This window comes from Acinetobacter sp. WU_MDCI_Abxd143 (assembly GCF_025514195.1).
In the GTDB taxonomy this organism is placed as follows: domain Bacteria; phylum Pseudomonadota; class Gammaproteobacteria; order Pseudomonadales; family Moraxellaceae; genus Acinetobacter; species Acinetobacter pittii_H.
The window spans coordinates 701,533-716,204 of record NZ_JAHPTH010000001.1; the positions used below are offsets into that span (position 1 = coordinate 701,533).

Genomic DNA, 14,672 nt, shown 5'->3' on the forward strand with positions numbered 1-14,672 from the left:
TAGAAAATAAATCTTTTCAACAAAAACGGCCCAAAGAAACTCTGGGCCGTTTGCACTCTCGACGCTTAATTTGCCACCATTACATGTCGCAAAAATGACAAGCCTGCGTCAAAACGCATTAAGCCTCAGAAGCGTCTTTCGCAGCGTCATCGCCTTTTGCTTGAGCGTTCGCTTGAGATTGAGCGTATTCTTTACCAGCAAGAATTGCGTCAGCCATAGCTGAAGCATATAGAGTTACTGCACGGATCGCATCGTCGTTACCAGGAATAACGTAATCAACGTTGTCTGGGTTAGAGTTTGTATCAACGATACCGATAACAGGAATACCTAAGTTCTTCGCTTCTTTGATTGCAATCGCTTCGTGATCAACGTCGATTACAAATAATGCGTCAGGTAAACCACCCATGTTTTTAACGCCGCCTAAAGAGCGCTCAAGTTTTTCCATCTCACGAGCACGTTCTAAAGCTTCACGTTTAGTAAGCTTAGCAAAAGTACCATCTTGAGATTGAGTTTGAAGATCTTTTAAACGGTTGATAGATTGGCGAAGTGTTTTCCAGTTCGTCAACATACCACCTAACCAACGGTGATCTACATATGGTTGACCAGCGCGTTGAGCTTGTTCACGGATGATGTTAGAAGCAGCACGTTTTGTACCAACGAACAAAACTTTGTTCTTTTTGCTTGCTAATTGGTTAGCGAAGTTCAAAGCATCATTTAACGCAGGAACAGTGTGCTCAAGGTTGATGATGTGAATTTTGTTGCGCGCGCCAAAAATGTATTGACGCATTTTTGGGTTCCAGAAACGAGTTTGGTGACCAAAGTGCGCACCTGCTTGAAGAAGGTCGCGCATGCTTACGTTGTAATCTGCCATTTTCTTTACCTTAAAAGTTGGGTTAGGCCTCCATATATCCGCATTCTCCACCCTTTTACAGGCACCCAGAGTAATGTGACGATATATGTGCGGATTTTTTACTCCATCTATCAAAATTGTTCGTAAAAGATATTCACGAAAAGCATTTGATAAAATGGGCGGCTATTTATACCATAGACACTTGTAAATTACCAAAAGTTTTTAGAGATCATGAACAGTACTTATACAGCTCCACGTCGATTAATCAAAACTCCAGATGAAATTGAAAAAATGCGCATTGCAGGACGACTGGCGGCTGAAGTTCTAGAGATGATCAAGCCCCATATTAAGGCAGGTGTAAGTACACTTGAACTTGATACCATTTGTCGTAATCACATTGAGAATGTGCAGCATGCTATTCCTGCATGTGTAGGCTATGGTGGAGCTCCTGGGCGCCCTGCTTTTCAACACTCTATTTGTACTTCGGTTAACCATGTTGTCTGTCATGGTATTCCCTCTGAAAATAAAATTTTAAAAAATGGCGACATTCTTAATATTGATGTCACTGTCATTAAAGATGGTTATCACGGCGATACCAACATGATGTATGTCGTTGGTGGCGAAACTTCTATTTTAGCCAACCGTCTATGCAAAGTTGCTCAAGAAGCGATGTATCGTGGAATGGCAACTGTCAGAGATGGTTCATATTTAGGTGATATCGGCCATGCAATCCAAAAGTATGTCGAATCAGAACGTTTTAGTGTAGTACGCGAATATTGTGGTCACGGTATTGGAACTGTTTTCCATGATGAACCTCAAGTACTCCATTATGGTCAAGCTGGTACAGGTATGCGTCTGGAAGCAGGTATGACTTTTACGATTGAACCTATGGTAAATGCTGGCGTATGGCAAACTAAATTGTTAGGTGACAAATGGACTGTCGTAACGAAAGACCATAAACTTTCAGCTCAATATGAACATACCATTTTAGTTACCCAAACAGGCATTGAAGTCTTAACTGCTCGTCCTGAAGAAGACCTATCTCGCTTCAACCAATAATTTAAAAAACTTAAATAAAAGGCTACTTTGTGTAGCCTTTTATTATTTATTATGTACTTTTTATTAATAAATCTTTCTAAATATAAACAAATATTTCAAAAAAATTACAATTATTAATTTTTAATACACAATCTATTCAATAAAACAAGGTATGGTGGGCTCAATAAAAATCAGTAAACAAATGTCGGACATGGAGTCCTTTTATGATGAAAAAGTCATTATTTTGTATGACAGCTGCCTTTTTTGCTCTGCCAACAGTCACCTCCGCCGCTTCCCCATATTTTAGTTTAAAAGATGGTGATGGTTTCAAACGTTTTTCAGTCTCTGCTGGTCCTTTATATGTCAAACCAACAGGAAAAGCACAACCTGTTTTTGTGAATACTGCTGTGAAAAAAGGTGAACAAGCTCAGGTTGGCGATGTCTCTATTAAGACAGTTAAAGAAAATATGTCTAAAGATATGGATCCCAACTTATCTACATTCTTTATAAATTTCTTGGATAAACTAGGACAAGAAAAACTACCAGCAGAATTGAGTGGTAATGCAAATATTTATGGATTAGATCAATGGGATAATCCAGGGACAGGTTTAGAAGCAGATGATGTTACAACTTTGGGCATTATGACAAACTACTTCTTTACCGATAATGTCTCATTAGAAATAAAGGCAGGTATCCCCCCAAAAGTCGATTTACAAGGTAAAGGTAAAATTTATGCTCCTCTTAAAGCCCAAGCTCATCCATCAATTGAGCTACCTTTAATTGGGGGAATTGATTTACCATCTATTGATTTAGAAAAACAAATTTTTATCACTGACCTAGAAGGACATGGAAGTGCAGCCTCAGCTCGTGCTTGGACACCTGCATTTGAATTTCAATATCATTTTGGCAAGACTGGTGTAAATAAGTTCAGACCTTATATTGGACTAGGCGTAATGTATGCTTATTTCAGTGAATTAGAAATAAATCCTGAAATCGAAAAAGATTTAGTAAATGCTGGCCATATGATTGTCAATATTAAAGATGGTAAAGCGGGAGCTGCTCTTGATCGTTTAAAAAGTTCTGGCGATCCAAAAGTAAATCTTGAGGCTTCGGATGCCATTGCACCTGTTGCGACTGCCGGTTTCACCTATGACTTTAATGATAAGTGGTATGCGGTTGGCTCTGTTTCTTATGCTCACTTAAAAACAGATACAACGATTACAGTCAATGATGCTAAGTATGGTGAATTAATTAATGCAAAAGCAGATATCGAAATTAACCCAATTTTAGGTTATGCAGGTATCGGTTACCGTTTCTAACTTTTGTGACACGTAAAGCTATAAAAACTTAGTCGCGTTTTTATAGCTTTCTTCCTCTCTACACACTGCCTCTTTTTAAAACAAAGTGCTAAAAAAATGAGCACTTTCCAAAAATAAGTCCATCAAATCCCTCTTTATTCACTTTTATCATCTTCTTTCTTTAAAATTCCCTACACTAATAATTTTTATGTTTAATAACTAAATTAATAAAATTAAAAACTAAGCTTTTCCTTTTAGTAAAAATAATTTTTTGGCACAAGCTTTGCTTTATTCATAGCAAGATGAATCAACGATGATTCAGTGAATAAACCAAGACGGCCAATGATGTCCGCTCTGATCGGTATGCAGGTAGGCAATAAATTGCCATGCAAATTAACATTTCGTTCAGTTCAGGGGGACGGCGTATGTCTTCAAATATCAATCTAGATGCAAAAAAAGCAACTGAGATTAAATTATTCAGTTTTTCTACTCCAGCGATGCGTGCCTTCCATATGACTTGGCTCGCTTTCTTTGTATGCTTCTTCGCATGGTTTGCATGTGCTCCATTAATGCCAGTGATTAAAGGCGAGTTCGGTTTAACCAAAGATCAAATTGCCAATATTAATATTGCTGCCGTTGCGATTACGATTTTAGTAAGACTCGCTGTCGGTCCACTATGTGATAAATATGGACCCCGCATCACTTACACCACCCTATTACTATTAGGAAGTATTCCAGTATTTGGAGTAGCTGCGGCCAACAGTTATGAATCCTTTTTATTCTTCCGCTTACTGATTGGTGCAATTGGTGCAAGCTTTGTCATTACGCAATATCATACAAGTGTCATGTTTGCCCCTAACGTAGTAGGGACAGCAAATGCGGCAGCAGCTGGTTGGGGAAATGCTGGTGGGGGTGCAACCCAAGCGCTTATGCCTTTATTGCTCGGTGCAATTATCATGTTTGGCGTCGAGCAAACTATGGGCTGGCGTGTTGCGTTAGTCGTACCAGGCGTAATGATGGTCATTGTTGGTATTCTTTACTGGAAACTCACTCAAGATTGTCCGCAAGGAAATTTTAAAGAAGTTCGTGCACAAGGTATTGAAGTTGGCAGTGGTAAAAAAGGTGGGATGGCGATTTTAATGCAAGCTGCTCGCAACTACCGCGTTTGGATTTTATTTGTGGCTTACGGGGCGTGCTTTGGAATCGAAATTTTCATCCATAACGTTGCAGCAATGTACTATGTTGATCAATTCAAAATGGATTTAAAAACTGCGGGTTTAACTGCCGGAATATTTGGTCTTTTAGCATTATTCGCTCGTGCGCTTGGCGGTATTATTTCCGATAAAGTCGCTCTGAAAAAAGGTTTAGATGGCCGCACTAAAGTACTGGTGCTCATGATTTTGGGCGAAGGTTTATTCTTAATTCTTTTCTCTCAAATGAATGTGGTTGCTCTTGCGATTATTTCTATGACGATTTTTGCCCTATTTACTCACATGGCTTGTGGTGCAACATATGCTCTCGTACCATTCATTGACCGTAATGCCTTAGGTGGTGTTGCTGGCATTATTGGGGCTGGTGGCAATGTAGGTGCTGTAGCTGCTGGCTTCCTACTTAAAGGCTTGCTTGATGTTCAAACTTGCCTATTTATTTTAGGTGGTCTGGTTATAGTCGCAGGCTGTAGCGTAATCTTGATTCGCTTTACCACTGAACATAAAGAAAAAGAACAAGTCCTTTTTGAACAAGCATTACTTGAACGTAATTCCGCCGCTTAATTTTTATAAGAAGCAGAAATCAAAATGATGTCTGCTTCTTTAATTGTCTTCTCATAAAATACGATCCTTAAAAACTTTTTAATTCTTCTTAAATATTCCCCAACCATATCGATATTGTTCGATATATCTTCTACAATAAATCATCATTATTATAATTTTCCATTAATCATGACTAAAACTGGCAACCAATTTTCTCAGTCCCTCATCTATATGTTAATTGGCAGTGCAATTATTCTGGCACTTTCATTAGGTGTTCGTCATGGTTTCGGTCTCTACCTCGTACCGATGAGCCATGAGTTTGGCTGGGGCCAACATGTTTTTAGTCTTGCAATCGCCATGCAGAACCTGATCTGGGGTGCAGTTCAACCTTTTACTGGCGCAATCGCAGATAAATATGGCAGTAAAATTGTGGTTGCTGTTGGCGGATTACTTTACACCCTCGGCTTACTATTAATGGCTTTTAGTTCAAGTGTACTCATTTTGAATTTAAGCCTAGGTCTTATTATTGGTTTAGCTTTATCAGCAACCTCCTTTACAGTTTTACTTAGTGCAGTAGGTCGAGCCGCCCCTCCAGAAAAAAGAAGTATGGCAATGGGGATTGCAAGCGCAGCAGGTTCTTTCGGTCAGTTTATTATGTTGCCATCTACCCTTCTCTTACTCAAGAATGTTGGATGGTCAGCAGCCCTAATGGTTAGTGCGCTGTTAATTGCTCTTATTATTCCCCTTGCATGGATGTTAAAAGGTCCAAGTAATCAAACACCAAAAGCAATTGCTGAGCCTCAGCTTACATTTAAACAAGTACTGAATATTGCCAGAAAACATAAACCCTTTTGGTGGTTAGCTTTAGGCTTTTTAGTCTGTGGGTTTCAGGTGGTCTTTTTAGGCGTTCATCTGCCGGGCTATTTAATCGATCACGGCTTTGATGCAGCTACAGGCACTGTGTTTCTGGCACTAGTTGGACTATTTAATATTGTGGGAACTTATGGGGCGGGTTGGCTGGGAGATCGATTCTCAAAACCTAAATTATTAATGGCGCTTTACGGTAGCCGTGGCATCGCAATCATCGCTTTTTTACTCTTACCTCTAAGCACTTATACGGTATATGCTTTTGGCGTCATTATGGGACTTTTATGGCTCTCTACAGTTCCACTTACCAACGGCATTGTCGCAAATATGTTCGGTGTTAAATACCTTTCAATGTTAAGTGGTATTGTGTTTTTCACCCATCAAGTCGGTTCTTTCTTTGGCGGTTGGCTTGGCGGTGTTAACCATGACTTAACAGGTAATTACAATGCGATTTGGCTATGTTCAATAGCTTTGAGTATATTAGGGGTAATCGTACATTTCTTTGTAAATGAGGAGGCTGTTATTCATGATGCATAATGCCTTACTTTTGAAAACAATTATGACATTACTCGTAATTACTCTGCTGGCCTGTTCAATCATTTTATGGAAACAAACTCCTGATTTATTTGTATATTTCAATCAAGCATTTTGTGCCCACTAGAGATATCGATAATCGGATTAAAGCTTTGCATTGTCATAAAAATATAAGAAACCTATGGTCTAATGAAAATAAAAAAGCCCGCAAATTTGCGGGCTTTTTTATTAAACACTTATTTAAAATCAAAATAAACGATTCATACCATTAAGTGCAGCTACACGGTATGCTTCAGCCATGGTTGGATAGTTAAATGTCGTTTCAACAAAATATTTCAAGGTATTATTTGGGCTGTGCATAACTGCTTGCCCAATGTGGATAATTTCGGCAGCATTATTACCAAAACAGTGAATACCTAAAATTTCCATAGTGTCACGGTGGAAAAGAATTTTTAACTCACCTACTGTATCACCAGTAATTTGTGCACGAGCCAAATGACGGAAAGAAGCTTGACCTACTTCATATGGAATTTTCTCTTCCGTCAATTCCTGTTCATTTTTACCAATTGATGAGATTTCCGGAATGGTATAGATACCCGTTGGGATATCACGTACTGGCTTCGCATCTTCACCACTCATGTTTGCGCCAGCACAGCGCCCTTGGTCATAAGCAGCAGAAGCAAGTGATGGCCAACCAATCACGTCACCAGCAGCATATATATTTTCAACCTCAGTTTGATATTGATCATTTACTGAAAGTTGACCACGGTTATTTGGTACTAAGCCAACATTTTCAAGACCTAAACCTTCAGTGTTTCCTGAACGACCGTTACACCAAAGAATTGCATCGGCTTTAATCTTTTTACCACTTTGTAAATGTAGTACAACATGATCATCAAACGTTTCCAGATGATCCATTTGCTCATTGTGACGAATCAATACACCTTGTTCACGTAAGTGATAAGACAAAGCATCAGCAATTTCATCATCTAGATAACTTAATAGTTTTTGCTGAGTATTAATCAAGTCAACTTTATGATCTAGACCAATAAAGATTGAGGCATATTCACAGCCAATAACGCCCGCGCCGTAAATAATAATTTTTTGAATTGAATAATCAAGATCAAGGATTTTGTCCGAATCAAATACGCGAGGATGATCAAAATCTAAACCTTGTGGATGATAAGGACGACTACCTGTCGCAATCACGATTTGCTTACAAATAATTGTTTCTTTAATGCCTTCATGGCTAAAAACTAAAACTGTATTTTTATCTTGAATATATGCACGGCCGTGAAATACGCCGATTTTGTTTCGGTCGTAAAAACGTGTATGCGTATCAACCTGTTGTTGAATTACTTTGTGCGCATTACGCAATACCTGTTTCATGGTGAACTGTTTCCATTCACCTACTTTTTGAAACATTGGATCACGCTGATAGCGAATAATACTAGAAACTGTTTGACGTAATGCTTTACTTGGAATAGTACCTACATGCGCACAGTTACCGCCCAGTTGATCACGCACATCTACAATTGCAACACGCTTACCCGCTTTTGCAAGCTTCATTGCCGCGCCTTCACCTGCAGGTCCAGAACCGAGAACTACCGCATCGTATTTAACGAAATTCCCACTAACGACCTCTTTTTTACGTGGCATTGAAAGCTCCTTCCTCACTTGAATGACCATATTTTATAATAAATTATGGGTAATATGCGGTGAATTTATGTATTTCTCAACCCTATATTTCTGAATAACCACATTTATTATATGAATAGTTATTTTCCGCTATTAACTGCAGAAGTTCGCTATAATACAATGTCAATGTCTCTATAAACGAGTGGAAAAGTTAAATATGTCAGAACACCGTAAACCTGAACAGGGTGTAAAACTTCGTGGCGCAGAAAAAGTCGCAAGAATTCCTGTAAAAGTTGTACCTACGGTTGAAGTGCCGCGTAAACCTGACTGGATTCGTGTCAAGATGACGGCACCAGAAGAAGTTCAGCGTATTAAAACCACTTTACGTGCTCAAAAACTCCATACCGTTTGTGAAGAAGCTGCTTGTCCAAACCTACCAGAATGTTTTGGTGGTGGTACAGCAACATTCATGATCATGGGTGATATTTGTACACGTCGTTGCCCTTTCTGTGATGTAGCACATGGTCGTCCAAATGCACTCGATGCAGATGAACCTCGTCACATGGCAGAGACAATTGCTAATCTTAAACTCAAGTATGCAGTAATTACTTCGGTTGACCGTGATGACTTGCTTGACGGCGGTGCACAACACTTTGTGGATTGTATCAAAGAAGCTCGCGCACTTAGTCCAAATACATTACTTGAGATTTTAGTACCAGATTTCCGCGGACGTATGGACATCGCCTTACGCATTATGACTGAATGTCCGCCAGACGTATTTAACCACAACATTGAAACTGTGCCACGTCTATATAAAGCGATGCGCCCAGGTTCAGATTATCAACACTCTTTAAACTTATTAAAAATGTTTAAAGAATATTGCCCTGATATCCCAACAAAATGTGGTTTGATGGTCGGTATTGGTGAAACTGAAGAAGAAGTTATTGCATTGCTTGATGACTTACGTGCTCACGATGTTGACTATGTGACTATTGGTCAATATTTACAGCCATCTAAACAACACGCGCCAATTGATCGCTTTGTAACGCCAGAAGAGTTTGAACGTTATGCAGAGCATGGTCGCAAACTTGGCTTTAGAAATATTTGGTCTGCACCAATGGTTCGTTCAAGTTACTTTGCTGATCGTCAATACCACGGTGAGCCAGTACCAGAAGTTCGTCGCAAAGTAGATCCAGCTAAAAAAATCGCTGTTCAAGTTGTCGAAGCTTAAAAATTAATTATTTATAAAAGCCCTCTAGTTCAGAGGGCTTTTTATTTGTATAAGAAAATCAATAACATTTCTTGACAAATCGATAAAACAAGCCATTACACTTTCACTTAAAAATATCTTATACCTAAAAGTACGATATATCCCTGCTCTAGCATATACATCAATTGCGACATAAAAAATTAAATTTAAACAGCATTAAAATTAGCTAGTTAAGCCTTAAATCTCTCCTCGCTTTTTTTTGTAACTTCTAACCTGAGGGCTTATCTAGCAAGGAGCAAGTATGATTTTCCTACTCTTTGTTTTAAGCATTGTCATTCAGCTTTTTGCAATATGGGCAATTTTCTTTTTTAATCTAAACAGAACCATTGGTAGTGTAATTGTGATTGCTGTAGCCATACTTACTGCACTCATATTAACGCCATGGGCTCTCATTTTAGGTATCCCCCTCATTGTCCTTAGTATCATTATTTTATTTGCACCATTACGCATTAAACTGATTACTCAACCTGCATATAAAACATTAGCAAACTCAATGCCGAGTATCAGTACGACTGAACAAGAGGCCTTAGAGGCAGGTACCAGTTGGTGGGAAAAAGAATTATTTATGGGGGCACCCGATTGGTCTCAATTTGAAAAGTACCCCTACCCAACGTTGTCAGCAGAAGAACAAAGTTTTATTGATAATGAAGTTGAGCTACTTTGCAGCATGCTAGATGAGTGGGAAATTCATCATCACTTAAAAGATCTGCCACCAGAGGTTTGGCAATTTATTAAAGACAAAGGATTTTTAGGACTCATTATTCCAAAGTCATTTGGGGGTAAAGAATTTAGCTCATTTGCTCAAAGCCGTATTATGAGCAAAATTGCTTCCCGCTCACTCACCACAGCTGTGAGTTGTATGGTTCCAAACTCGTTAGGACCGGGTGAGCTACTCATGCACTACGGTACAGATGCACAAAAACAACAATATTTACCGGGCCTTGCAAAAGGTGAGGAAATCCCATGCTTTGGTTTAACCAGCCCAGAAGCAGGTTCAGATGCAGGCGCCATTCCAGATTCGGGCGTTGTTTGTTACGGCGAATATGAAGGTGCTCAAGTCCTTGGACTTCGCATGAATTTCTCTAAACGCTGGATTACGCTTGCGCCAATTGCCACCGTTGTTGGTCTAGCATTTAAACTTTATGACCCAGAAGGCCTACTCGGAGATAAAAACAAAACAGAATACGGTATTACTTGTGCCTTAATTCCTGCAAGTCATGCAGGTGTAAAAATAGGAGCACGACATTATCCTGGTTCTCCATTTATGAATGGAACAGTAGAAGGAGAAGATGTTTTTATTCCTATTGAATGGATTATTGGTGGTCAAGAAAATGCCGGAAAAGGCTGGCGAATGCTCATGGAATGTTTAGGTGTAGGCCGTGGTATTTCCCTTCCAGCTCTAGCAACAGCCGCAGGTGAAATGAGCTATTTAACCGTTGGTGCTTTTGCGAAAATTCGCCAGCAATTTAATATTTCTGTCGGTAAATTTGAAGGCGTACAAGAAGCGACGAGTGAAATTGCCAGCGATGCCTATATGCTTGAAGCATTCCGTTATTTAGTGACATGTGGCCTAAACCAAGGTGGAACACCTGCCGTGATGACTGCTATGGCAAAATATTATGCAACTGAAACGATGCGTAAAGTTGTCAATCACGGAATGGATATTGCTGGCGGACGTGCAATCCAACTTGGGCCACGTAATTTCCTTGCCCTTACCTATCAAGCGATTCCGATTGCTATTACGGTAGAAGGCGCAAATATTTTGACCCGTTCATTGATGATTTTTGGCCAAGGCTCAATGCGTTGTCATCCTTATCTATTTGAAGAGTTACAACTCCTTCAATCTGAAGATAAAAATAACTCAGTCAAAAAGTTCGATGATTTGTTATTTAAACATTTAGCCTATACGTTTAACCGTGGTGCAAGATCATTTGCTTACGGTTGGACAGGTGGCTCAAGTGATGCGCCTCAGTCAGTAGATCAATTCACTGCAAGTTACTATAAAACGATTAATCGTTTTAGTGCCAACTTCGCACTTGTTTCAGATATGTCACTTGGCCTACTTGCAGGCGACTTAAAACGCAAAGAAATGTTATCAGGCCGCTTGGCAGATATTCACGCGCACCTCTTTATTTCTACTGCGATATTAAAATTTTATGAAGCTGGACAAAAAACTGAAGCTGAACAACTTCACGCTAAATTAGCGCTACAAAAAGCTTTCTTAAATATTCAGGAAGCATTTTGGGGATTATTTGAAAACTTCCCAGCTAAACTTCCCGCAGCATTTGTGAAATGGATCTGTTTCCCTTTAGGCCGTGTCATTTCAAAACCAGATGATGAGTTAAAACAACAAGTCGCTGAACTTATGATGCAAGAGCACCCTTTCAGAGAACAGCTTAAACATCACGTATTTTATTCTACCAAAGCCGATGATGTAACTGGTCGTTTAGAGCATACTTTCCAAATTCTGCGAACGCTTGAACCACTTTGGGATAAGTTTAAAAAAGCTGAATCTAAAGGTAAATTTACAGGACTTACTTTCGAAGAGAATATTGCACAAGCGATAAAAGAAGGCTTTATTTCTGAAAGCGAAGCTCAACAATTATTGCAATACAACGCAATTCGATTCGATAGCATGCTTACAGATGTGTTTGATGAAGATTTAAATAAAGATCTTCCTTTGTCGAACCCTCATCAAATTTAGTGACTGATGCCTCCACTAATTCACTATTGCAAACACACTTGATTCGCATTAATTAATAAACAGCCATAAAAGCGTCAATCGACGCTTTTATTTTTAGGAGAAATTAATGTCTAAGCAAGATTACGAAAATGGATTAAAAGTTCGCACAGAAGTGATGGGAGAAGCTTTTGTAAAACGTGCCCAAGAAAACACCGTGCCCTTTACCCAGCCTTTACAAGACTGGATTAATGAACATGCATGGGGATCGACTTGGCAACGTGAAGGTGTGCTACCACGTAAATATCGTTCATTAATTACTTTGGCAATGCTCACGGCACTCAAATCACCTACTGAACTCAAAGGCCATGTTCGTGGTGCGCTCAACAATGGCTGTACAGTTGAGGAGATTCAAGAAACTTTATTGCACAGCCTGCCATATTGCGGCGCGCCTGCTACACAAGAAGCTTTTCGTGCTGCTTTAGAAGTGATTCAGGAATATCAACAAAAATAACTTCAATATGAGCCAGCACTCTACTGGCTCTTTTTATCTAATTCAATTTGGTCGAATATACCTGAAAATTACGGTCATCAATCACGATAGCCTGACGACAAATTCCTTCTACTTGACGCTGCATTTCAAAAACTGCTGCTGACATCGGCTCAAAACTATCAAAAAAGCAGATTTCATTTGAGTCAATAGAATAAATGAGTGACTGATTTCCGACACCAGCTAAAGTATCGTAATAGACAATCACCATTTTTCCATTTTGAATTTCAGCTTGAATACCCTGATAGCTCAATGCTGGCCCCATTGGTATTTTCAATACCTTTGCTTCTTTATAGCTCATGCGTTCGCTTGAGCTAATATTGGGGTCTTTATCTGAATGAAATGACACATCAAACCCAAATTTCTTTAAAGCGACCACCAAGGCAATAGTATAGGTGCCGTCTTCATCATACCGACAAACTTGAATTAGCTCGTCAATATTAATTTGCACACCATGATGCCTAAGCACCATCCAAACTGCAAAAACACCACAGTTTGCTTCAAGGTTTGCTAGAGCTTGGGGAATATTTACTGCCATAATTTGAATCTATAAAGATAATTAGGCAGATAATAAACAAAACTGGATTGGCACTAAAAGCTTTTCCAAGTACAATGTTGCGCTAGTCGAGGGATGCTGCGACAAATGATCGGCACTAAAGATCAATTTGCCAGGCTCGACAATCGGTTAGACACTCGTTTTAACCAACAACGGCATCCGCGAACAGAACGATCCATACTATTTTTTCCCTAGGAGATCCTGATGAACGCGGTTAATGCTTCATTTACAGATTACAAAGTTGCTGACATCTCACTTGCTGACTACGGTCGTAAAGAAATCAAACTTGCTGAAGCAGAAATGCCAGCTTTGATCGGCTTACGTAAACGCTATGCAGCTTCTAAACCACTTGCTGGCGCAAAAATTCTTGGTTGTATTCACATGACCATTCAAACAGCAGTTCTTATTGAAACGCTTGTTGAGTTAGGTGCTGAAGTACGCTGGACATCATGTAACATTTTCTCGACTCAAGACCACGCTGCTGCTGCAATTGCTGCTCGCGGTATTCCAGTTTTTGCTTGGAAAGGTGAAACTGAAGAAGAATATGTATGGTGCCTTGAACAACAGATCAATGTAAATGGTCAACCTTGGGATGCCAACATGATCTTGGACGATGGCGGTGATTTAACTGCTCTTGTTCATGAAAAATACCCTGCTCTTCTAGAACGTATTCACGGTATTACCGAAGAAACTACAACAGGTGTTCAACGTCTTATCGAGATGTGGAAAGACGGTTCTTTGAAAGTTCCTGCAATTAACGTAAATGACTCAGTTACTAAGTCTAAAAACGACAACAAATATGGTTGCCGTCACTCATTAAATGACGCAATCAAACGTGCAACTGACATGCTTTTGTCTGGCCGTCGTGCACTTGTAGTCGGTTATGGCGATGTGGGTAAAGGTTCTGCTCAATCTTTACGTCAAGAAGGCATGATCGTTCGTGTAACTGAAGTTGACCCAATTTGTGCAATGCAAGCATGTATGGATGGCTATGAAGTTGTATCTCCATACAAAAACGGCGTACAAACAGGTAAAAAAGAAGATATTAACCACGATCTTCTTGACAATACTGACCTTGTTGTGACAACAACTGGTAACTACCACGTGTGTGATGCAGCGATGTTAGATAGCTTAAAAGCTGGCGCAGTTGTATGTAACATCGGTCACTTTGACACAGAAATCGACACGGCCTATTTACGTGGTTACAAGTGGGTTGAAGTTAAGCCACAAGTTCACCAAGTTTATCGTTCAGAAGACGAAAACAACTACCTTATCCTTCTTTCTGAAGGTCGCCTTGTAAACCTAGGTAATGCAACTGGTCACCCATCACGCGTGATGGATGGTTCTTTTGCTAACCAAGTTTTAGGTCAAATTCACTTATTCCAAGAGAAATTTGCTGACCTTCCTGCAAGTGAAAAAGCTGCAAAAATTCGTGTAGAAGTTCTTCCTAAGAAACTTGACGAAGAAGTTGCTGCTGCAATGGTTGCAGGTTTCGGTGGTGTACTCACTCAGTTAACTCAAGAGCAAGCCGATTATTTAGGCGTTGCTGTTGAGGGGCCATTCAAGTCTGACGCTTACAAATACTAAGAACTTAAGGGCAGACGGTGAACCGACTGCCCTTTTTTCTAAAATGTTTCGCT

The 14,672-nt window shown here is 39.6% G+C and carries 11 protein-coding genes; 8 read left to right on the forward strand and 3 right to left on the reverse strand.

Annotated features, from left to right (window positions below):
* Positions 1-118 precede the first annotated feature (118 nt).
* The gene (gene rpsB, locus KTI79_RS03310; RefSeq protein ID WP_002118204.1) at positions 119-871 is read right to left on the reverse strand and encodes a 30S ribosomal protein S2; all 753 of its coding nucleotides are present in this window, start codon (positions 869-871) and stop codon (positions 119-121) included.
* 210 nt (positions 872-1,081) lie between these two features.
* On the opposite strand from rpsB, the gene map reads away from it, so the two are divergent.
* The 4 genes from map (at position 1,082) to KTI79_RS03330 (ending at position 6,341) form a co-directional block, all read left to right on the forward strand.
* Complete coding sequence (map, locus tag KTI79_RS03315; protein WP_002118165.1) at positions 1,082-1,909, forward strand: type I methionyl aminopeptidase; 828 nt, start codon at positions 1,082-1,084, stop codon at positions 1,907-1,909.
* 203 nt (positions 1,910-2,112) lie between these two features.
* Positions 2,113-3,207 carry an OmpW/AlkL family protein gene (locus tag KTI79_RS03320; protein ID WP_032053350.1) on the forward strand — a complete coding sequence of 365 codons (1,095 nt, stop codon included), beginning with the start codon at positions 2,113-2,115 and terminating at the stop codon, positions 3,205-3,207.
* A 404-nt stretch (positions 3,208-3,611) separates the two neighbouring features.
* Positions 3,612-4,958 (forward strand): MFS transporter, encoded by a 1,347-nt coding sequence (locus tag KTI79_RS03325; RefSeq protein WP_032053349.1) that lies wholly within the window; start codon positions 3,612-3,614, stop codon positions 4,956-4,958.
* A 168-nt stretch (positions 4,959-5,126) separates the two neighbouring features.
* The gene (locus tag KTI79_RS03330) at positions 5,127-6,341 is read left to right on the forward strand and encodes an MFS transporter (protein ID WP_032053348.1); all 1,215 of its coding nucleotides are present in this window, start codon (positions 5,127-5,129) and stop codon (positions 6,339-6,341) included.
* 243 nt (positions 6,342-6,584) lie between these two features.
* Here KTI79_RS03330 and sthA read toward each other — a convergent pair whose 3' ends face one another.
* Positions 6,585-7,997: a Si-specific NAD(P)(+) transhydrogenase gene (gene sthA / locus KTI79_RS03335; RefSeq protein WP_002118117.1), complete on the reverse strand. Its 1,413-nt coding sequence runs from the start codon at positions 7,995-7,997 to the stop codon at positions 6,585-6,587.
* A gap of 196 nt (positions 7,998-8,193) precedes the next feature.
* On the opposite strand from sthA, the gene lipA reads away from it, so the two are divergent.
* The 3 genes from lipA to KTI79_RS03350 all read left to right on the forward strand — a co-directional run bounded on the left by lipA (position 8,194) and on the right by KTI79_RS03350 (position 12,440).
* A complete protein-coding gene (lipA, locus tag KTI79_RS03340) occupies positions 8,194-9,207 on the forward strand; it encodes a lipoyl synthase (protein WP_002118167.1) in 1,014 nt (337 codons plus the stop codon).
* A 280-nt stretch (positions 9,208-9,487) separates the two neighbouring features.
* Positions 9,488-11,950 carry an acyl-CoA dehydrogenase gene (locus tag KTI79_RS03345; RefSeq protein ID WP_032053346.1) on the forward strand — a complete coding sequence of 821 codons (2,463 nt, stop codon included), beginning with the start codon at positions 9,488-9,490 and terminating at the stop codon, positions 11,948-11,950.
* A gap of 106 nt (positions 11,951-12,056) precedes the next feature.
* Positions 12,057-12,440 (forward strand): carboxymuconolactone decarboxylase family protein, encoded by a 384-nt coding sequence (locus KTI79_RS03350; RefSeq protein WP_000043120.1) that lies wholly within the window; start codon positions 12,057-12,059, stop codon positions 12,438-12,440.
* A gap of 37 nt (positions 12,441-12,477) precedes the next feature.
* On the opposite strand, the gene KTI79_RS03355 is transcribed toward KTI79_RS03350, so the two are convergent.
* Entirely contained in the window at positions 12,478-13,014 is a 537-nt protein-coding gene (locus KTI79_RS03355) for a cysteine peptidase family C39 domain-containing protein (protein ID WP_032053344.1), read from the reverse strand.
* A gap of 222 nt (positions 13,015-13,236) precedes the next feature.
* Here KTI79_RS03355 and ahcY point away from each other — a divergent pair, with 222 nt between their 5' ends.
* Positions 13,237-14,619, forward strand: coding sequence for an adenosylhomocysteinase (gene ahcY, locus KTI79_RS03360; RefSeq protein ID WP_032053343.1), 1,383 nt, complete (start codon positions 13,237-13,239; stop codon positions 14,617-14,619).
* The last annotated feature ends 53 nt before the right edge of the window (positions 14,620-14,672 follow it).

Excerpts from the sequence above, each read along its gene's own strand:
- map (WP_002118165.1), top strand. The coding sequence starts at position 1,082 with ATGAACAGTACTTATACAGCTCCACGTCGATTAATCAAAACTCCAGAT.
- KTI79_RS03350 (WP_000043120.1), top strand. The coding sequence starts at position 12,057 with ATGTCTAAGCAAGATTACGAAAATGGATTAAAAGTTCGCACAGAAGTG.
- KTI79_RS03345 (WP_032053346.1), top strand. The coding sequence starts at position 9,488 with ATGATTTTCCTACTCTTTGTTTTAAGCATTGTCATTCAGCTTTTTGCA.
- KTI79_RS03320 (WP_032053350.1), top strand. The coding sequence starts at position 2,113 with ATGATGAAAAAGTCATTATTTTGTATGACAGCTGCCTTTTTTGCTCTG.
- KTI79_RS03355 (WP_032053344.1), bottom strand. The coding sequence starts at position 13,014 with ATGGCAGTAAATATTCCCCAAGCTCTAGCAAACCTTGAAGCAAACTGT.
- KTI79_RS03325 (WP_032053349.1), top strand. The coding sequence starts at position 3,612 with ATGTCTTCAAATATCAATCTAGATGCAAAAAAAGCAACTGAGATTAAA.
- KTI79_RS03330 (WP_032053348.1), top strand. The coding sequence starts at position 5,127 with ATGACTAAAACTGGCAACCAATTTTCTCAGTCCCTCATCTATATGTTA.
- sthA (WP_002118117.1), bottom strand. The coding sequence starts at position 7,997 with ATGCCACGTAAAAAAGAGGTCGTTAGTGGGAATTTCGTTAAATACGAT.
- ahcY (WP_032053343.1), top strand. The coding sequence starts at position 13,237 with ATGAACGCGGTTAATGCTTCATTTACAGATTACAAAGTTGCTGACATC.
- rpsB (WP_002118204.1), bottom strand. The coding sequence starts at position 871 with ATGGCAGATTACAACGTAAGCATGCGCGACCTTCTTCAAGCAGGTGCG.
- lipA (WP_002118167.1), top strand. The coding sequence starts at position 8,194 with ATGTCAGAACACCGTAAACCTGAACAGGGTGTAAAACTTCGTGGCGCA.